The sequence below is a fragment of the Burkholderia sp. 4M9327F10 genome (assembly GCF_005503145.1).
GTDB lineage: Bacteria > Pseudomonadota > Gammaproteobacteria > Burkholderiales > Burkholderiaceae > Paraburkholderia.
Genome location: NZ_SCNV01000032.1, coordinates 28,237 through 47,073, shown reverse-complemented (window position 1 = coordinate 47,073; position 18,837 = coordinate 28,237). Strand labels below are relative to the sequence as shown.

Sequence of the window (18,837 nt, the reverse complement as noted above, 5' to 3'; positions counted from 1 at the left end):
CGCGGCGCTGGATCGACGCTGGTTTAGCGCTTGCCGCTTTGCTTGCCATCCGTCGCCGGTGTCGAACAGCCGTTCGACACGATCTCCATCTGCTCGACGACGGCGTCGACGAGTTCGCGCGAATCGCGAAAGCTGCCCGCTGCGAGGCGCGTGAGACGGCTGTCGATAAGCAAGGACGCGAGTCCGTGGACGTACCCCCACACGGCGGTCATCGCCACTGCCTGCGAAGCGCTGAGTTCGGCAAACGCATCGTGCGCGCCGGACGCCTCGTGCAGCGACGGATCGAAGACGCCGGCGAGACCGCGCGCCGACATCCGTCGCGCTTCCACTAGCGATGGCCGGTCGTGATCGAGCAACTCGTTGCGCGACATCAGACGGAACAGATCGGGATTGTCCAGGGCAAAGTCGATATAGCCGCGCGCGACCGCCTTGCCGCGCGCCTTCCCATGCGGCATGTCGCCAGCGTGATCGGCCATGGCGGCAGCGAGGCGCCGGTGGCCACTCGCGGCGAGTTCGCTGAGCACGCCCGCCGTGTCGCCGAAGTGATGTTGTGGCGCCGTGTGCGAGACACCCGCTTCGCGGGCAATCGCCCGCAACGTGAGGCCGCGCAGACCGTCGCGCCGCAGGACCGCCTCGGCTGCCTGCAATAGCGCGTCGGGCAACGAACCATGATGGTAGGGCCGCGCCGGTGTCTGCTGTTTCGCGGTGCGGTGCGCCCCGGACGGCGCCGCGGGATCTGCTGAGGTCTTCTTCTGCATGATGGGGGCCGACGGCCCGATTGATTTTTACAATGGAAAAATATCTTGACCGGATTTGGTGGTCTAGTCAAAATCTTTCCATTGGAAACATTGCGACCGCATGAGACGGAAGCGGTCTGAGCGAACGAAACCGGAGGCTTCCATGGCTTTGCCTTTTCCGACCGACGACCCGTTTCTCACCGGCTACTACGAGCCGATTCACATGGAATGCGACGCGCCCAATCTGCCGGTAACCGGCGAGGTGCCAAAGTCGCTGCGCGGCACGCTATACCGCAACGGACCGAATCCGCAGTTCGCTCCGCGCGGACGCCCGCATCACTGGTTTTCGGGTGACGGCATGTTGCACGCCTTTCACATTGATGAAGGACGTGTCTCCTACCGCAACCGCTGGGTTCGTACACCTAAATGGTTCATGGAGAATGCGAACAAGGAAGGCATGTCCGCTTCGCTCTCGCACCGGCACCTGACAGACCCGGCCTTGCTCGAACTCAACTCCACCGTGGCCAATACCAACGTCATCTGGCACGGCAACCGCCTGCTGGCGCTCGAAGAAGCGCACGCGCCGTTTGAAGTGGATCCGGTCTCGCTGGAGCCGCGCGGATACCACCGCTTCGAAGACAAGCTGCCGGGTGCGATGACGGCGCACCCTAAATGCGATCCCCTTACCGGCGAGTTGATCTTCTTCGCTTATGCAGCGGGCGGCCGCTTTACCAGCGATCTCATGCTTCACGTAGCGGATCGCGAGGGAAAACTACAGCGCAGCGTCCATCTCAATGCACCATTCCCGAGCATGGTTCATGACTTTGTCGTGACTCGGACACACATCATCTTCCCGGTTTTCCCGCTGACCGGCTCGATGGAGCGGGCCACCAGCCAGCTTCCGCCTTACGCCTGGGAGCCGGATAAGGGCACGCATATCGGCGTGTTGCCGCGCAACGGCACTGCTGCTGACGTGCGCTGGTTTACGGGCGAGCCCAGCTTTGTGTTCCACGCCATGAACGCGTTCGATGATGGCCGGCACATCGTCTGCGACATGATGAAGTACGATACGCCCCCTCTCTTTCCGCGGCCCGACGGCTCGCCGGTGAGCAGTGAACCGCCGGCTGCGCGACTCGTGCGGTGGACGTTCGACCTGGCCGGCGACACGGCAAGCTTTAGCGAACGGCTGCTGGACGAGCGGCCCGGCGAATTTCCCCGTCTGGATGAGCGGTTTGCCATGTCGCAGTACAGGCACGGCTATTTCAATTCAGCCCCGGTGACGGACGGCGTCAAGGGAGACGCGGCCCGAGGGGGGCTCGCTCATATTGATCTGGCAACCGGCCGCACCGCCGAATGGCTGCCGCCGAACGGCGACTACTGTAGCGAACCGGTCTTTGTGGAACGCCACGCCGACGCACCGGAAGGTGATGGCTGGCTGCTAAGCGTTATCTGGCGCGGCGGCGAGAACCGCAGTGACCTTGCGGTATTCGACGCCGCCGACATCGCGATGGGCCCGATTGCGCTGGCGCATTTGTCCCATCGCGTTCCGGCGGGCTTTCATGGCAACTGGCGCAGCGCCTTGAATTGAGCGCTGCGTGGCCGGTGCCTAGTTGCCGGAAACCGTAGCTGCCGGCGTCTCAACTGCCGCGGAAAGTATCTTGAGCGACTCCCAATGCGGGTGCAGGAGCTTTAGCACTGCGAGGATCGCGCTGTTGGTGTTCTGCGACACGGTTACCAGGTCGCTCCCTGTTTGAACCGCTCTCTTGCCGTGCTGGCAATACTGATATTCGACGCGAACCGTTACTGACATGATTACAATTTCCTTGCTTTTAAGACTGAAACTTTGAGACTGACCGAGCCGGCGGCCGCGCACTCCGGGCGGCGCCAACCGATAACAGCAGGGCGTTCTACTTGAGCAAAAAACCACCTCGGGCGCTCAAGCCTCCTTTCCCTGAATCGGGTTCCCTTGCCGGGACAATAGAATGCCGTCACCCGATCCGGGCTCGGCTCGCGTGACGAATCCGCAGTCGAGCAGGATCTGGCAGAAGGCCTCAGGGGAGCAGGGCGTACCGGCCACTTCGCTCATGCGGGTGAGAACATCGGAAAACGAAGCAAGAACCCGCCAGCTGTCGAAGTAGGCGTGCAGTTGCGGCACCACCTCATTGCCCAGATTTTCCCAGCGCACAGAAAGCAGACCGACGGTTCCGCCGCCTTCCACCCGATAGAGACCGAAGGTTACGGCCGAAACAACGCCCATCACCCTGCAATAGGAAGCGCTGTTCCGATAGAACTCACGCCGAAGTTGCTCATTGCTGTCCATGGTCTCTTCCCGCTTGAGCTTTTGTGGTTACAACCCGGATAACGGCGTGCCGATGGCGATCCTTGAGGCTTGCGCGATCAACGACCCTGACACCGGGCGTCTGCAAAGGGATTCGCGTAAGCGGACACGGCACTCGCTATGAGGCGCATGCTTAATAGCCGTGTCGGCGCTCCCTGCATTCTCTGGGTTTATGACAAATTGCTTTCATCGGGGCGGCTTCAAGGGCGGCAATACGGATCGTGAAACTTGCGTTGGCGGATCAGGCGGACACGTGCGAGGATGCAGCGTAAGCGTCCAGCAACCAGGGTCTCGAGTTGCCGGCCGTTGAGCGGCAATGCGCGTTCACGAAATGAAGTTCTGGAGTCCGCCCTATGAGTCGTATGGAGTGGTCCGGTCATCTGCAGTTGAACAATGAATCCAGTCGGCACAGTCGTCGGAGAAAATTCACGGTTTATTCATAAGGAAACCTAAGTGAACTCAGAAGTCGATGTGTATGTCAGAAATCTGAAGGCGGTTCAGGATGAGCTGGCGCGGCGTGAGGCCGAGCATCAGGCGGCTGTGGCCCACGCAATGCGTGCTTTTGTTGGCGGCGCGAAACCATTGATTGGCGTAGCGGACGGCGACTCCTGGTTCGACTATCCGCTGCCGGTCCTCGACCCTAAGGATGTCAGAGACAGCTTGACCGAGCTCGGCTCTCCCAAGCCGATCATCCTTAAGCTTGCCTATATAGGCGCTGCGACAACGGCTCTACTTGGCGTCGAAAAAAGGAACCGTCTCATTGCGGCGCTCAAGAACCCGCTGAATGGACCCATAGATTTCATCATGTTCTCCGGCGGTGGCGACGATCTGGTTGGTAACCAATTTCGCTTTTGGCTCCGCGATGCCAGCGCGGCGCATGGGGATGCGCTTGGCGGAGTGGATCACGAACTGCTTGCGGATATTCTCGGCGTGGTACTCGCAGCCTATGCCGACCTTGCGCAGATCCGGCAACAATACGCGCCTCAGGCGCTGCTGCTGGTGCACGCTTATGATTTTGCCATTCCAACTGGCATTGGTGCGTGTCCGTCAGTGGGGCCCTGGTTGAAGCCGTCTCTCGATGACCGCGGGTGGACCGGACTGGCGGATGGCTCGGACATCGTGCGGCAAATACTGATCGAGTTCAAGCAGCGTCTCCAGGCGTTCTGCGCGACGGTGCCCAATGCCGTATTGGTCGACACCCAGGGAACGCTTGCAGCGGACCAGTGGGCGAACGAGCTGCATCCAACACCGGAAGGCTTTCGATTGATCGCGGAGAAATTCCGGGCGGCTTTGTCTTTCAGGTTCCCAGGGCGGATTTGATCGTACCCGGCTAAACCGGATTGATTTCATCCTGATTGCGCCGTGTCGTGCGAGGGCCGAGAGCACGTACCGTGACGGCCACCGTGAATAGCGCCGCGGCGATGATGCCGAACATGGCGCCTGCTCCCTGGTGGCTCAAAATCGGCAGCAGGACGAAAGGCAGAATGCCGCTGACAATGCGCGATAGCGAGTAAGTGCTGCCAATTGCAGTGGAACGTACGCTGGCTGGAAATATCTCAGACTGGTACACATGGTATGCATTGCTGAACACATTCGACGCACAGGTCGTCAAGAAACCAAAGCACACGATCAGCGCCGAACTGTTCGAATAGGCGAAACACAAGCCGCATGCAGCGATAGTCAGAATCGACCCGATCACCAGCGTCCGCCGTTCGATCCAGTTGAGCAAAGGAATCGACAGCAACGATCCGATCGGATAACCAAGAAACGAGAGCGCAATAAACAGCATCCCGTCGGTGACGTCATAGCCACGGCTCTTCACTACCGTGCTGGCTAGCGTGCCAAACCCGTAGTAACCGAATCCCTGCAACAGATGAAAGATGGTCAGCATCAGATAGCGTTTGCCGTAGGGCGCGCGGCGCAGCAACGTGATCCGCTCACCCAACTTCAGCGGGTGTTGGTTTGTAGTCGCTTCGGGTGCAATGCCTGGGATCGCGGTCCCCGCACTTTCAGCGAAGCGCCGCAGCATGGCATGCGCCTCATCCGTGCGTCCCTGAGCCAGAAGCCAGCGCGGGCTTTCGGGCAACCTGTGCTGCACGACCAGCACCATCACCGCGCCGAGGCTGCCGATCACCAGCATGATTCGCCAGCCCGCTACCATGCCGAAGTGCATGGGGTTGAGCCATAGCGCCAGGAATCCCACCAGCGGCACGGCGACATACGAAGTGGTGTAAGCCCACGCGGCCAGCCGGCCGCGGCGCTCCTTCGGCAGAATCTCCGACAGGAAGCTATCGGCTACCGGATAGATTGCTCCCACGCCGATACCGGTGAGTACGCGGCAGATGACGAGCATCCCGGCATTCACGGAGAATGCGCCGACTAGCGAGAAGGCGCTATACCAGGCCAGGTTGAACAGGAACGCTTTGCGCCGGCCGATACGGTCGGCCATGCTGCCCAGAAAAATCGAACCGAAGAACATGCCGATAAAAGCGGAGGCGAGCAGGAACTTGAAGTCGGTGCTGTGCCGGTCGATACCGTATTCGCCTTGTAGTGCCGTGCCGATCGAGCTGACGAGAAAGATCTCGTACATGTCGAAGAACAGACCGATGCCGATCACCCACACGACAAATCGATGCAGCGACCCCACGGGCATGTTGTCCATCCAGCCACCGAGCGTAAGAGCATGGGCGGGCTGCGCATCTGCGGCGATGGACGTACCTGGGTCTGACGAATGGGATGCCGGCTGGGCGGGTGAGCCGCTGCCCAGGTCGAGTTCGTTGATGCTCATGGTGTCTCCTAAGTTGACCAGAGCCGGCGCTTTAGCGCGTTACTCGGGTCCCATGCGAAGCACTCGCTCCGATCCCATGCAAGACGGTTGCTGAATAGACCGGATGGTGCTGCCGTTCCGCCCACGGTTCTATGCCTGGTGCGGTCAAGACGACGCTTTCAGTTGCGCCGCCTTAAGTTTTCAAACAGATCGAAATGGAGCCGTTTGCGTTTGAGCGCCGGCTACCGTGATGGCGCCTCAAATGCAAAGAACCACGCCGGACTCTGCTCCGGCGTGGCGGGCCGCGCTATTTCAGCCCAGGAGTTCGGAAATCTCGATCAGATTGAGATCGGGATCTCGAACATAGACGGAGCGGATCTTCTGGGTTGCGCCGGTGCGTTCGACCGGCCCTTCGATGATCGGCCATTCAACCTGATTCAGGTGCCTGATGACCTCGTCGAGCGGAACAGCGGCGATGAAGCACAGATCCAGTGCGCCAGGCACAGGGACGTGCGCCTTGGGTTCGAATTCCGCCCCTCGAACATGAAGATTGATTTTCTGGTTGCCGAAACGAAACGCGAGACGCCCCGCGCCGAAGGTCTCCAACTCCATCTGCATCACCTTCGTGTAGAAATTCCTGGTCGCATCGGGATCGACACACGTGAGGACTAGATGGTCGAGATGGTCAATCAACGGCATGTTCAACTCCTTGTCTAACTTGCTGCATGCATCGTGGTCCAAATTTGCCGACGTGATAATGGATGGATTCTCAAGCGGGGTTTCCTGCCGGGAAAGGCTCCGCCATCATGGCGCCCCCGGGGTGGCGCGGCGGCAGCGTGGTGGTTTACCCGGTTACTTGCCTGTCACCACATTGCGCGGATTGCCGGCCTGAAATGCTGCGATGTTCCCGACAAGCTGGTCGGCAAGGGCCTGTATCGCTTCGTCGCTTGCCCACGCCACGTGCGGCGTGAGCAGGAAGCCGGGGTGGCCAAGCACTTCCTGAAATGGATGGCTGGCGGGCATGGGTTCCTGCGTGACGACATCAAAACCGGCTCCCGATATCAAACCCGATTTCAGTGCCGCCACCAGCGCGGCCTCGTTCACCAGACCGCCACGTGCGGTGTTGATCAGTAGCGGCTTGCGCCTCATCTGGAGAAACTCGGGCTCGTCGATCAGGTTGCGTGTAGCAGCCGTAAGTGGGCAATGCAACGACAGGATGTCGCTAGTCTCAAGCACCTCGCGCAACGGCGTATACAGCGAACCCATGTCGTCGCGGCCCTTGTGCGCCGAGAACAGAACGCGGAGTCCCAGGGCGCGGCCGATATCGGCAACCGCCCGTCCCAGTGCTCCGTCGCCGATGATGCCTAGCGTCGAGCCGCGCAGATCCCTGATCGGAAAGTCGAAGAAACAGAACTGGTTCGCCTGCAACCAACGACCAGCGCGTACAGCGTCGCGATACGCCACCAGGCTGCGCCGCAATGCGAAGATCAATGCGAACGTATGCTCCGGAACGGCGTGCGTGGCGTAGTTCTGGATGTTGCTCACCACAATGCCGAGTTCGCGACAGGTCTGCAGATCGACGTTGTCAGTTCCGGTCGCCGCAATAGCGATCATCTTCAGATGCCTGGCATGCCTGAGGTCTGCTGCGTTCAGACAGACTTTGTTTGCAATGACGATATCCGCGTCGGCGATTCGTGCGGCGATCAAGTCGGACGGTGTCTGCTCGAACACCTCGAGCGAATGTGCGAAGGGCAGCGCCTTGAGAACAGTTTGCGGCGAAATGGTGGCGCGGTCGAGAAAGACCACCTTCAAGGGAGTGTTTGACATGAGCGATCGGAAGTAGGGCTTATCACGTTTGGGCGTGTGTGAGAGACGCCCCCCATTGTGAACGGCGCCTGCGCCTGCGGTTTTCTCGATCCTCAACAGGGGTTTCCTCGCGGGAAAGAAGCCGGTTGGCGGCATGCGTCAAAATGCCACGCTGCTCGCTGGCCGGTCTGGATATGTCCGGCTCGAGGTGATAGACTTCGGCGCGTTATTGCGCCCAACAACATGACCTTCTACAACCGCAAATACCTGACCGCGTGGCTTGGCCTGATCGCCATGTGGCTCATCGTATTCGCGCCGATCGTCAGTCAACTGGTCGTCTCAGCTCAAGCGCACGAACCCATTGCCGCGCTCTGCTCTGCCGATCAACCTGGTACTCCGGACCATCAACAAGGCACTGTCGATTCGCTAGCCGCCTGCGGCTATTGCGATCTGCTGGCGGGTCATATGGCGGTGCCCTCGATTCCTCCCGCAGCACTTCCCATGATCGTGCTCGTCAGCGTGGCCGCCGCGCCAGTGCTGAGCACCCGCTTTACGCCGCTTGGCGCCTTTCCTTCCGGGCGCCCACGCGACCCTCCTGCTGTTTCCTGATCGTCGTTATTGCTGCTGGCCGTGCCTGTCGATGCGCCCGTTGAAGGCGCGCGCGGCCGCTTGTCCAATGCCTTCAGGAAATTTTCATGTTCAACTTCGCTTTGCGAAGCCGGCCCCATTGCGCCCGCAGAGGGGCGCGTCACGTCTCGCATATCACGCTCGGCCTGCTGCCGCTCGCGGTTGCTCCTTCGTTTGCTCAAGCACAGAGCACGTCTAGCAATGTCACGTTGCCCTCGGTCACGATCACCGCTAGTGCAACCGCTCCGGTCGCAGTAGTCGACCCCAATCTTCCTGCGACCGTCGAGACGGTGACGCCGGCGCAATTCCAGAACTGGAATGTGGTGAACAGCGAGGATGTGCTTCAGTACATGCCCAATCTCGCCGTGCGCAAGCGTTTTATTGGCGATCTGAATTCGATCATTGCCGTTCGCGGCACGAGCAATAGCCAGAGCGCACGCGGGCTCGTTTACGCGGACGGCCTGCTGCTAAGCAATCTGCTCGGCAACAGCTATTCGTTTCCGCCTGAATGGTCGATGGTGACGCCTGATGAGATCCAGCAGGTCAGTGTCATTTACGGCCCGTTTTCCGCGGCTTATCCGGGTAACTCGCTGGGTGCAACGGTGCTCATCACCACGCGCATGCCAACGAAGTTTCAGGCCGAGGCGGACGTCAAGGGATTCACGCAGCATTTCAACCTGTTTGGCGTGAACGGCAACTTCAACGGGAGCGAGACGAGTGCTTCGATCGGCGACAAGATCGGCAATTTCTCGTACCTGCTCGACGTGAACCACCTGGAAAACACCAGTCAGCCGCTGCAGTTCGGGACGCTGGCCAAATCGAACACACCGGCCAAAGCCAGCGACATTCCTGTAACGGGTGCGTATTTTTACAACAACCAGACCAACACACCGACCGCCGTGCTCGGCGTGAATGGTGAGGGCATAGAGCATTCGATTAACGACCAGTTCAAGCTGAAGATGCAGTACGACTTCACGCCGGCACTACAGGGCGGCTTCACGCTCGGCTACTGGCACCACAGCTATAACAGCCAGACCTCGACCTTCCTGCGCGATGCCAACGGCAATCCCGTCTACAGCGGCAACGTCAACATTGGCGGCTATGAGTATGCGATTCCCGCGGCCGAGTTCGCCCCCAGTGCGGGCTACAGCGAAAACTGGCTGTACGGTCTCACGCTCAAGACGCGCAATGCGACAGGCTGGAACGGTGAAGCGATTGCCTCCTATTACGACGTCGGCAGCAGCGTGGCGCGCACGGCGAGCTCGGGCGCGCCGGGCAACGGTCCGGGAACCGTGACGTTCGGCGACGGCACGGGCTGGAAGACCCTGGATCTGAAGACGACCTATACGCCTCCCGTACCCGAGGCGGGTCTCGCGAATCACGCATTGACCTTCGGCTACCACTACGACAATTACTTTCTCGACAACACCACCTACAACACGCTCAACTGGCAGGACGGCGCGGGCACCCGCTTCGCGAATGCGTTCGCGGGCAAGACGCAGACCCAGGCGCTCTACGCCCAGGACGCGTGGCGTTTCCTGCCGCGCTGGAAGCTGGTCTACGGCGTGCGGTATGAAGACTGGCAAGCCTACGACGGGTCGCAGGCGCTAGGCGCCACGCGCTTGCCCTATAGCGACGTGAGCGACCAGCACTTCTCTCCTAAAGCCTCGCTGTCATTCGACGTGAGCAACGATCTGACCTTGCGTGCATCGATCGGGCGCGCCTATCGTTTTCCGACCGTCAGCGAGCTGTTTCAAGGACAGATCAACGGGTCGTCGATCATCAACAACAACCCGAACCTGAGACCGGAAAACGATCTTTCCAAAGAGCTCACGGCTGAATGGGCGCACTGGAACGGACTGTTTCGCTTCACGCTGTTCCAGGACGACGTCAAGAACACGATCTTTAGCCAGACCGATACGACGGTCGTACCGAACGTCACGAATTTCCAGAACATCGGCGAAGTACGTTCGCGCGGTATCGAGACAAGCTACGAGGGACAGGACGTCCTGGTGCGTGGGCTGGATCTGATGACGAGTGTGGCCTATACGCAATCGAAGATTCTCGCCAATGCGCAGAACCCCGCAACGGTCGGCAAGTATTTCTACCGCATTCCGCTGTGGCGTGCGGACCTGGTTGCGAGCTACCACCTTGACGAACGCTCGACGCTCACCGCGGGCGTGCACTACTCGGGGCGTCAATACAACACGTTGACGAACACGGACACCAATCCGGATGTCTTCGGCGGCACCAGTACCTATACGGTCGCTGACCTTAAATACACGTTCAAGCCTTCGAAGCTGAGCGAGATCGGCGTAGGTGTCGACAACCTGTTCGATGAGCGCTACTTCGTCTATCACCCCTATCCGGGCCGCACGTTTTACGTCGAAGGCAAGCTGCGGATGTGAGCGGTCTACGTTATGCCTATCAGGAGAATTGAATGTCCGTGACCACGACCAATCCCATGTCCCCGGCGCGCGCTACGGCCGGCTCTGGCTATCGCACCCTATGGCGGTGGCACTTCTATGCCGGTCTCTTCGTGATGCCGTTTCTCGTGATCCTGGCGATTACCGGCACGATCTACTGCTTTCAACCGCAGCTTGAACCGTTGCTGTACCGGGAGCGCCTTGTCGTCGAACCGCAAAGCACGCCGAGGTTGACCGAAGACGCGCTGCTTGTCCGGGCAAAAAAGGCAATGCCAGAAGGTGCACGTGCGGCGACTGCCGCGATCAACATGGACCCGGCACGCAGCGCCGAATTCGTGTTTCGCATGCCGGGCGGCGAAAAGCAAAGCGTTTATCTGAACCCCTACACAGGGGATGTGCTTGGCACCTTGAGCGTTGAGCATCGCTTCATGCAGGTAGACCGGATGCTGCATCGCAAGTTGCTGCTCGGCAAGCCGGGCGAGCTGTTGATGGAACTGGCGGCCTGCTGGACGCTTGTCATGATCGGCACCGGCATCGCGCTGTGGTGGCCGCGCGGGACGACTACCCTGCGCGAGGCATTCTGGCCGCGCTTTGCGCTCAAGGGCCGGGCGCTCTGGAAAAGTGTGCATGCGGTAATGGGCATCTGGCTCGCGCTCGGCGCCCTCGCATTCGTGCTAACCGGGTTGCCGTGGTCCGGTTCGTGGGGCAAGCAGTTCAAGGCGCTGGCGACCAGCGCCAGTCTCGGCGCCCCGGCCGGCTCGTGGGGCGGATTGCCACTGCAATCCACGTTGCCGGGGGGCGAGGCAAAAGGTGTTCCGGCTCACGCCGCCCATCATGATTCGGGCATGGAATCGATGCCGGGCATGACGATGGACGATCTGCCATTGCCCACCACGCCCTGGGCGGTCGGTAACGTGCCTGTGCCCAACTCGCGCAGCGACGAGGGCGAAGGACGCTTTTCGCTGGATCGCGTGATTGCGCTGATGGGGACGCTTGGAATCGCGAGTGGCTACGAAATCGTGCTGCCCGCCTCCGCAACAGGGGTCTATACCGTTTCCTACTTTCCGTCTGACCCAAAGCAGGAGCGCACGATCTATATCGACCAATATAGCGGTGCTGTGCTTAAGGACATTCGCTATGGCGACTACGGTGCGGTGTCGAAGGCCGTCTCTTATGGCACCTCACTGCACATGGGGCGCTATTTCGGTTTGGCTAACCAGATTCTGTGTGCGTTCATTTCGCTGGGTCTCGCGGGCATGGCCGCGACGGGTTGCGTGATGTGGTGGCAGCGCCGCCCGGCACGCTCGCTGGGTGCACCGGGCCGCGAGCGCGCCGCGCCACCCATGCGTGGCTGGAAGACCGGTCTCGTCCTGCTGGGCGTGCTATTCCCTTTGATGGGGGCGACCATGCTTGCCGTCTGGTTCGCCGATCGAACCTTGTTCGGACGGGCCGCACAACATACGGCTTCCTGACTGTTCCAGTGGCGATGGAGATCGCCCCCGACGAGTTGCCTTCACCATGACAGGACAATGCCATGAGCGATCAATGGATCAACGAACGGCTGACGCAATTGCGCAGTCATAAGGCGCTGAGCGACCATCAGCGCATGCTGTTGCTGCTGGCCGACAAGCCGGTGCGCACCGAGGACGAAGAGCGCAAACTGGCAGCGCTCATCAAGGCCGAACGCGCGGCGGAGCGGGCGCAAAAGGCACGCGCCAGCGCCTCGCGCATCATCAATGCGGAGAAGCTGGCCGAGCGCAAGACGAGGGATCAGCGTTCGATCCTGAAAGCGGCGCTGGTCGACTGGGCTGTGCTCGAAGGTCGCGACCTGGGCGAACTGCTGGGTGCGTTGCTGGAGTTTACCGAAAGCGGCATGGCTGAGGATCGGGCCAGGTGGAAGCAGCAAGGCGACACCCTGCTCGCCAAACGCAATTACATTTCGCCTGCACAGCATTCGCCGCATCGCGGCAAATAATGGACGAACAGGACGGGCGCTTGTGCGGTGCGCGGGCGCTTTTTGTCTAATGAATGATCTCGATGCGCAATCGTTTGCGCGATGGTCGCAAACCCTGGATGCCTTCAAAAAGCCGCGTAAAGATGTTGTGCGGTACTGAACTTTGCGCGCTGCGGGCCGATAACCAGTCAAGAGGCGGGAGCGTTCGATCGGTGTCGTGAGCGGCATCAGCGCGCTGTGCCCGGAAATCGAACCCGGAGAACAAGTTGATGGCAACAGATCTGCGCGTAACGGACGAACGCACGAGCTTGACCAGCTCGAATAAATTCGAGTTGCTGTTGTTTCGTCTTGGATCGGTCCCCGATAGCGATGCTCACGAGCTGTACGGGATCAATGTGTTCAAGGTGCGCGAAATATCCACGATGCCGTCGGTTACGCCGATTGCCGGTGCATCCGAGTACGTCATGGGTGCGGTCGACATTCGCGGGCAGATCATTCCCGTGATCGACCTGCCGCGACTGATGGGTTGCGAGCCGACCCGCGGCCGCAACATTCTGCTGGTGACCGAGTTCGCGCGTTCCACGCAAGCGTTTGCGGTGGAGGAAGTGGATGACATCGTGCGGCTCGAGTGGAACCAGGTGCTGACCGCCGAGGGTGCGGCCGCCGGCAAATCGATCACAAGCATCGCACGGATCGACGGCAACACGGGCGACTCGCGTCTCGCGCAAGTTATCGATGTCGAACAGGTACTGCGCGATGTTTTCCCGGCGCAGCACCCGGCCGTCGATCCGAATTCGGTCGGCGCGCACCTGAGTATGCCGGTCGGCGCGAAGATTCTCGCCGCGGACGATTCGGGTTTTGCACGCAAGCTGATCGAACAGGCCCTGGGCGCGATCGGCGCCGAGTACATCATGGCGAAAACCGGCGAGGAAGCATGGAACATGCTGCAGCAGATTGCCCAGGACGCTCAGAGTGAGAAAGTGCGTGCGCGGGACAAGATCGCCCTTGTGCTGACCGACCTCGAAATGCCCGAAATGGATGGTTTTACGCTGACGCGGCACATCAAGGGCGATGCGCGCACGCGTGACATCCCGGTGGTGATTCATTCGTCGCTGACCGGTGCGGCTAACGAAGCGCATGTGAAGAACGCCGGTGCAAACGGTTACATCGCCAAGTTTGCAGCGGGTGAACTGGCTCAGGCGATCCGCCAGGCGCTTGCCAGTTCAACCGGAGAGTTTCAGGTGCAGCCTGCCTGAATGGGCTAGCCACGTCCACGTATAACGTAACGTGAGCCTGGCGCTCAATTGAGGTCGCAGGCAACGCGGCGGCCTCAAGCCAGATGAAGATGATCTGCCGTTCTTGAAAGAGGAAGAGGGTGTTTGCAACGCTGCGAACACCCTCTTCACATTTTGGGGGCGAAGCTTTCGGTTAAGCAAGGCAGACGCAGGGGGAGCGTCAGTAAGTGAACGAGCGTCATATTTCTTTAGCGTGACCCTCGCATACTCCGGCCGGCATCGGTTTGTCCGACGGCCTGTTTCAATACCTGGCCGTTGTTTTGCCAGGCCTGGATCGACTACCCGGAACCCTTATTCCAATAGCCCCACCGGGAGGATCGCGCTGCATCTGCGCCAAGGCATTCAAGAACCGTGCGCAGCGCGCCGTTAACGCAGGGGTCCTACATTCTCGAGCGGTGTATGGTGAAGCTGAAATCCATTCGCGTATGGCGCTGGAAGGATCGCCGAAGCACCAACGTGAAGGCCGAACGACGCTCCGTTGCCAAAGAGGCGGCGCGCAAAGCCATTACGGTCGTTGCGGTGGCATTCATATTGACGGCGATTGCCCTTAGCACGTTCCTTGCGCTGCGCCAGACCCGGGAGCAGGACGAGGCCTTGCGTACGCTGCATGCATCTGGCCGTCTGAAGCGGGATCTGGACCAGGTCCAGCAGATGATGCTCGACGAGCACGGGGAACTCTATACACAGATCGAGACGCGGCCGTTTTACAAACGCGATGCGTTTACCTTTCCATTGCGCGGGCTTCTCGAGCTGACTGGCGACGCACGCGAAGGTTGCCGCCGGAACGCAAACTGCCTTTCCCACCTCTCCGACCTCGACGATATGCTGCGTAAGCTCGCCGACCGGAGCAACGTGCTGGCCGCGCGTGTCGCCCGGCACCCTGGCAGCGTTGGTGTTGGGGATCCGGCGCTTGGTGAAATCGACGCGTACTTCTATAGCGTGCTCGAACGCGTCGTGGACGTACGGATGGGCGCGGACGCCACGGTGGATTCGATCGTCAGCCAGTCTTCGACCGATTCGAAGTGGGTGTCGAACGCGCTGATGGACTGCGGCTTGACGGCGGCAGCATTGCTCCTTGGTCTGATTCTCTGGAATGCCCGCATTGCGGGCAGGTTGCGTGGCGCACTGCGCCTTGCAGAAACGGCACGCGAGAAGTACCGGCGCTTCTTTGACGAACACCCGCTGCCGATCTGGATCTTCGACGACGCTTCGCTCGATATCGTCGCCGTGAACGGCGCGGCGCAGCGGACGTATGGCTACACCGAGGCCGAATTGCTCGGCATGTCGTTGCGCGACGTGCGGCCCCCTGACGGCCTGGGGCGTCTCTACGAGGCGGTCGACACGAAACGCAAGACAAGTGTTTCCGAAACGCAGTCGGTGGGTATCTGGGTGCATAGCACCAAGTCGGGCGAGCATCGCTCAATGGACGTCCACCATCTGAGCGTGGAATTCGACGGCCGGCCCGCCACCATGTCGGTCATGGTGGACGTCACGGTCGAAGTGGTCGCCCAGGCTGAGCTGTTCAAGTCGAAGCAGACACTCGAATACATTCTCGACCATATCCCGCAAGGCATTGCATGGAAGGATGCGCAGCATCGTTACGTGGGGGGGAATGAAATCTATGCCCGTGACGCGGGGCTGACATCGCGCTTCGAGCTGATCGGCAAAACAGACCGCGATCTGCTGTGGGGCGACGATGCTCGCGTCGTGCAGGAAGAGGACATCCAGGTGATGGCGGGTGAGTTGAGCAAGCGGCACTTCGAGCGCAAGGCGTTTGCCGTGGACGGCTCGCCGGTCTGGATCTCCGAAACCAAGCTGCCGCTGGAAGACCAGAATCGCGCCATCATTGGGGTGCTGACCGCCTACGAAAACGTTACCGCGCGGCGCGATGCCGAGCTGGCGCTGCGCCTGCAAAGCCGGGCCATTGACGCGAGCATCAACGGCCTCATGATTGCGGAGGTCAAGCAGAGCCAGCATGTCGTGATGTTTGCCAACGCGGCGTTCGAACGGATCACGGGTTATTCGTCGGGCGAGGTGACCGGTATCGATTGCGAGGACCTGTTTGCACTGGTGGGTGACGCATCCCAATGGTCGGCCGTGCGTCATGCAATGAGCAGCAACACGGAAGCGAACGTGACCTTGCTCTGTACCCGCAAGAGCGGCGAGCGCTTCTGGAACAATGTCCTGGTTGCGCCGGTGCGCGACGACAATGGCCAGGTGACTCACCATGTCGGGGTGATGAGCGATGTCACCGCGCTGGTGGAATACCAGACCCGGCTGCAACATCAAGCCCGCTACGACGCGCTGACCGAGTTGCCGAATCGCAACCTGCTTGACGAGCGCCTGGCGGAGGCCATCGGACGCGCTGCGTTAACCAACGGTCAGGTGTCGGTGCTGTTCCTCGATCTTGACCGCTTCAAGGAGGTCAACGATTCACTCGGTCATCGCGTGGGCGACGCGTTGCTGACTCGCGTGGCCAAGCGCTTGCAGCGCCTCGTGCGGGCGAACGATCTGGTGGCACGTTATGGCGGGGACGAATTCATCATCGTCGCCGAGCGTACGGACGGTGCACAGCTCATTCCCATGCTTGACCGGCTGATCGTGGCGATGCGCGAGCCGTTCCATGTCAGCGGGCAGGAACTCTACGTCGAGGCCAGCATTGGCATCAGCACCTATCCGCAAGACGGCCGCGATGCCGATACCCTGATCCGCAACGCCGATGCAGCCATGTACCTGGCGAAGTCGCGCGGCCGCAATGGCTACCAGTTCTACCGGCCTGAACTGAACCGCGCGGCCGCGCAGAAATTGCAGCTCTCGACCAAACTCAAGCGGGCGGTCAAGGCACAGGCGCTGGCCGTTGCCTATCAGCCGCAAATCGACATGCAGACCGGGCATGTGGTCGGCGCGGAAGCGCTGTTGCGCTGGAACGATCCCGAACTTGGCGCCGTGTCGCCCGCGGCTTTCATTCCGATCGCCGAGGAGACCGGCTTGATCCAGGGGATCGGCGAATGGGTCTTGCGCACCGCGTGCCGGCAGGCGAGAGCGTGGCGGGATGCGGGTCTGCCGCCGATCCGCGTATCGGTCAACGTCTCGCCGCTGCAACTGGAACACTCCGATCTGGTGAAAGTGGTGCGCTCTGCGTTGGCCGAGGCCGATTGGCCAGCCGAGATGCTTGAACTCGAGGTGACGGAAGGCGCGCTCATGCGCAACGCGGATGAGGCGGCGCGCGTGCTGCACGATCTGCGTGAGCTTGGTGTCAAGATTGCCATCGACGACTTCGGCACCGGCTATTCGAGCCTCAGTTATCTGAGGCGCTTCAGTATCGACCGTATCAAGATCGACCGTGTCTTCGTTCAGCAGATTGGCCGCGATGATGGCTACGAGGCGTTGACGCTCGCCGTCATTGCGATCGCTAATGCGCTCAAGTTCGATGTGATTGCGGAGGGTGTCGAGTTCGACATTCATCGACATTTCCTGATCGAGCATGGGTGCGTCGAAGGACAAGGCTTCCTGTATAGCCCGGCGGTTTCCGGTGAGGATATTGCCGACATACTGCGTGCTACGGACAGTCAAGCCCTGAAGGTGATTGCTTCGGAGTAGGCCCTGGTTTTTACGCCAGGCACGAGCAACGTCAATCCGACGAGAATGATCGAGGCAGCCGTGGCGAGCCAGTAGACAGGCAAGAACGAACCGAACGCGGTTTTGCAAAGGCCACCGACTATGTTTCCCGATGCACCGCCTATGCCAAATGCCGCCTCGCAGATTCCGCATACGATCGCGGCGAGGGCAGGCGTGCTTGTTTTGCCGACATACGCGTGCAACAGGCCGAAAATTGGAAAGAACGAAAACCCGAACGCAATGGCCGCGACGACGAGGGCATAACTGTTAGGGCGCGAGGCTGCTATAAGCGACGCGCAGAGCAACAGCACGCCTGCGCTAACGAGCGCAGTTCGCATGCCGTCGCGCTGTGGCTGCGAGACTGGATCATGAGCGTTGCTCATGTCGCCGATCATGCCCAGCGCAAGGCCGCTCACCGCGCCTACGAGACCTACCAGCGCCCATGCGTGGGCTGTGATCGCGACTCCAAGATGCAGGTCATCGTGGGAATAAGCGGAGAAATAGGTGATGAAAGGAACGCCGGCAAAACCGCATAGCAAGGCGATGACATACACGAGCAGATACCGTCGCGTGAGAATCTGCCGACCGCTTGCAGCGTCTTGCGGTTGTTGCGCGTGACGCTGCTGCGGTTGGGCGAGGCGTGTTTTCAATAGGTCCAGCCTTGCGGACACGCTAAAGAGCGTGGCACTCAATGCCCCGGTCAGGAGTGCACTGACGAGCCACACCGAGCGCCAGCCCCACGAGGACAGCAATGCCGGCACGATCAAACCGTTCAGCAGGATGCCGTAGTTGGTCCCGCCGGAGATGACGCCTATCGCCTTTGCCTGGTGGCGCTCGTCGATCAGCGGTGCGATCAGCACCATCATAGGCACCCATGTCGCCGCTGCGCAGGCGTTGAGTGCGATGAGCAAACCTCCCATCACCCAGACCTGATTGGCGAACGCGAGACACGCGAGGCCGGCGCATGAAAGCAGCGTCGCGATGAGTACCACTCTCGCAGCCCCAAAGCGGGCCGCGGCGAATCCCGACAGAAGCGCCACGGCGACGTTGGCCAATTGCCGTGCGCCCGCAATGAAACCGGCCTGGGTGTAGTCGAAGCCGATTGCGTGCTTCATTTCGGGCAAGACCACAGGAAACAGATAAACACCGAATCCATAGGTGGCGCCGATGACGGCGCTCAGCAACAAGGTGAAGGCGAATTGCTGAGAAGCGCGGGGCAGCTTGTCCATCGCGGGTACCGGAAGAGGTCACATGGTTCATTCTCAGTGA

15 protein-coding genes are annotated in these 18,837 nt (G+C 60.5%); 8 read left to right on the top strand and 7 right to left on the bottom strand.

What is annotated here, in order from left to right:
- Nucleotides 1-23: 23 nt before the first annotated feature.
- Complete coding sequence (locus FFS45_RS25225; RefSeq protein ID WP_137957358.1) at nt 24-758, bottom strand: TetR/AcrR family transcriptional regulator; 735 nt, start codon at nt 756-758, stop codon at nt 24-26.
- A gap of 142 nt (nt 759-900) precedes the next feature.
- On the opposite strand from FFS45_RS25225, the gene FFS45_RS25220 reads away from it, so the two are divergent.
- Nucleotides 901-2,325, top strand: coding sequence for a carotenoid oxygenase family protein (locus FFS45_RS25220; RefSeq protein WP_137957357.1), 1,425 nt, complete (start codon nt 901-903; stop codon nt 2,323-2,325).
- Between the two features lie 18 nt (nt 2,326-2,343).
- Here the strand turns inward: FFS45_RS25220 and FFS45_RS25215 are convergent, their stop codons facing one another.
- Both FFS45_RS25215 and FFS45_RS25210 read right to left on the bottom strand, forming a co-directional pair.
- The gene (locus tag FFS45_RS25215) at nt 2,344-2,547 is read right to left on the bottom strand and encodes a hypothetical protein (protein ID WP_137957356.1); all 204 of its coding nucleotides are present in this window, start codon (nt 2,545-2,547) and stop codon (nt 2,344-2,346) included.
- Nucleotides 2,548-2,673: 126 nt separating this feature from the next.
- On the bottom strand, nt 2,674-3,057 hold the full coding sequence (locus FFS45_RS25210; RefSeq protein ID WP_137957355.1) for a hypothetical protein: 384 nt from the start codon (nt 3,055-3,057) through the stop codon (nt 2,674-2,676).
- A gap of 471 nt (nt 3,058-3,528) precedes the next feature.
- Between FFS45_RS25210 and FFS45_RS25205 the strand changes: the two genes are divergently transcribed.
- On the top strand, nt 3,529-4,395 hold the full coding sequence (locus FFS45_RS25205; RefSeq protein WP_137957354.1) for an SGNH/GDSL hydrolase family protein: 867 nt from the start codon (nt 3,529-3,531) through the stop codon (nt 4,393-4,395).
- Nucleotides 4,396-4,405: 10 nt separating this feature from the next.
- Here the strand turns inward: FFS45_RS25205 and FFS45_RS25200 are convergent, their stop codons facing one another.
- From FFS45_RS25200 to FFS45_RS25190, 3 genes are all read right to left on the bottom strand, one after another.
- The gene (locus tag FFS45_RS25200) at nt 4,406-5,863 is read right to left on the bottom strand and encodes an MFS transporter (RefSeq protein WP_137957353.1); all 1,458 of its coding nucleotides are present in this window, start codon (nt 5,861-5,863) and stop codon (nt 4,406-4,408) included.
- Nucleotides 5,864-6,154: 291 nt separating this feature from the next.
- Entirely contained in the window at nt 6,155-6,541 is a 387-nt protein-coding gene (locus FFS45_RS25195) for a VOC family protein (RefSeq protein WP_137957352.1), read from the bottom strand.
- Between the two features lie 153 nt (nt 6,542-6,694).
- Nucleotides 6,695-7,669 carry a D-2-hydroxyacid dehydrogenase gene (locus tag FFS45_RS25190; RefSeq protein ID WP_137957351.1) on the bottom strand — a complete coding sequence of 325 codons (975 nt, stop codon included), beginning with the start codon at nt 7,667-7,669 and terminating at the stop codon, nt 6,695-6,697.
- Between the two features lie 222 nt (nt 7,670-7,891).
- Here FFS45_RS25190 and FFS45_RS25185 point away from each other — a divergent pair, with 222 nt between their 5' ends.
- The 6 genes from FFS45_RS25185 (at nt 7,892) to FFS45_RS25160 (ending at nt 17,550) form a co-directional block, all read left to right on the top strand.
- Nucleotides 7,892-8,257: a DUF2946 domain-containing protein gene (locus tag FFS45_RS25185; protein WP_137957350.1), complete on the top strand. Its 366-nt coding sequence runs from the start codon at nt 7,892-7,894 to the stop codon at nt 8,255-8,257.
- 86 nt (nt 8,258-8,343) lie between these two features.
- On the top strand, nt 8,344-10,683 hold the full coding sequence (locus FFS45_RS25180) for a TonB-dependent receptor (RefSeq protein ID WP_137957349.1): 2,340 nt from the start codon (nt 8,344-8,346) through the stop codon (nt 10,681-10,683).
- Between the two features lie 32 nt (nt 10,684-10,715).
- Nucleotides 10,716-12,173, top strand: a complete 1,458-nt coding sequence (locus FFS45_RS25175; RefSeq protein WP_137957348.1) for a PepSY domain-containing protein — start codon at nt 10,716-10,718, stop codon at nt 12,171-12,173.
- 62 nt (nt 12,174-12,235) lie between these two features.
- Nucleotides 12,236-12,676: a conjugal transfer protein TraD gene (gene traD, locus FFS45_RS25170; protein ID WP_137957347.1), complete on the top strand. Its 441-nt coding sequence runs from the start codon at nt 12,236-12,238 to the stop codon at nt 12,674-12,676.
- A 248-nt stretch (nt 12,677-12,924) separates the two neighbouring features.
- The gene (locus tag FFS45_RS25165; RefSeq protein ID WP_137957346.1) at nt 12,925-13,911 is read left to right on the top strand and encodes a chemotaxis protein; all 987 of its coding nucleotides are present in this window, start codon (nt 12,925-12,927) and stop codon (nt 13,909-13,911) included.
- Nucleotides 13,912-14,349: 438 nt separating this feature from the next.
- On the top strand, nt 14,350-17,550 hold the full coding sequence (locus tag FFS45_RS25160; RefSeq protein WP_137957345.1) for an EAL domain-containing protein: 3,201 nt from the start codon (nt 14,350-14,352) through the stop codon (nt 17,548-17,550).
- Here FFS45_RS25160 and FFS45_RS25155 read toward each other — a convergent pair.
- Nucleotides 17,520-18,797, bottom strand: a complete 1,278-nt coding sequence (locus FFS45_RS25155; RefSeq protein ID WP_137957344.1) for an MFS transporter — start codon at nt 18,795-18,797, stop codon at nt 17,520-17,522. The genes FFS45_RS25160 and FFS45_RS25155 overlap by 31 nt on opposite strands.
- Nucleotides 18,798-18,837: the final 40 nt, after the last annotated feature.

What these genes read in the sequence shown, in the direction of transcription:
- FFS45_RS25165 (WP_137957346.1), top strand. Translation starts at nt 12,925, where the DNA reads ATGGCAACAGATCTGCGCGTAACGGACGAACGCACGAGCTTGACCAGC.
- FFS45_RS25210 (WP_137957355.1), bottom strand. Translation starts at nt 3,057, where the DNA reads ATGGACAGCAATGAGCAACTTCGGCGTGAGTTCTATCGGAACAGCGCT.
- FFS45_RS25185 (WP_137957350.1), top strand. Translation starts at nt 7,892, where the DNA reads ATGACCTTCTACAACCGCAAATACCTGACCGCGTGGCTTGGCCTGATC.
- FFS45_RS25180 (WP_137957349.1), top strand. Translation starts at nt 8,344, where the DNA reads ATGTTCAACTTCGCTTTGCGAAGCCGGCCCCATTGCGCCCGCAGAGGG.
- FFS45_RS25155 (WP_137957344.1), bottom strand. Translation starts at nt 18,797, where the DNA reads ATGGACAAGCTGCCCCGCGCTTCTCAGCAATTCGCCTTCACCTTGTTG.
- FFS45_RS25220 (WP_137957357.1), top strand. Translation starts at nt 901, where the DNA reads ATGGCTTTGCCTTTTCCGACCGACGACCCGTTTCTCACCGGCTACTAC.
- FFS45_RS25215 (WP_137957356.1), bottom strand. Translation starts at nt 2,547, where the DNA reads ATGTCAGTAACGGTTCGCGTCGAATATCAGTATTGCCAGCACGGCAAG.
- FFS45_RS25225 (WP_137957358.1), bottom strand. Translation starts at nt 758, where the DNA reads ATGCAGAAGAAGACCTCAGCAGATCCCGCGGCGCCGTCCGGGGCGCAC.
- FFS45_RS25160 (WP_137957345.1), top strand. Translation starts at nt 14,350, where the DNA reads ATGGTGAAGCTGAAATCCATTCGCGTATGGCGCTGGAAGGATCGCCGA.
- FFS45_RS25195 (WP_137957352.1), bottom strand. Translation starts at nt 6,541, where the DNA reads ATGCCGTTGATTGACCATCTCGACCATCTAGTCCTCACGTGTGTCGAT.
- FFS45_RS25200 (WP_137957353.1), bottom strand. Translation starts at nt 5,863, where the DNA reads ATGAGCATCAACGAACTCGACCTGGGCAGCGGCTCACCCGCCCAGCCG.
- traD (WP_137957347.1), top strand. Translation starts at nt 12,236, where the DNA reads ATGAGCGATCAATGGATCAACGAACGGCTGACGCAATTGCGCAGTCAT.
- FFS45_RS25190 (WP_137957351.1), bottom strand. Translation starts at nt 7,669, where the DNA reads ATGTCAAACACTCCCTTGAAGGTGGTCTTTCTCGACCGCGCCACCATT.
- FFS45_RS25175 (WP_137957348.1), top strand. Translation starts at nt 10,716, where the DNA reads ATGTCCGTGACCACGACCAATCCCATGTCCCCGGCGCGCGCTACGGCC.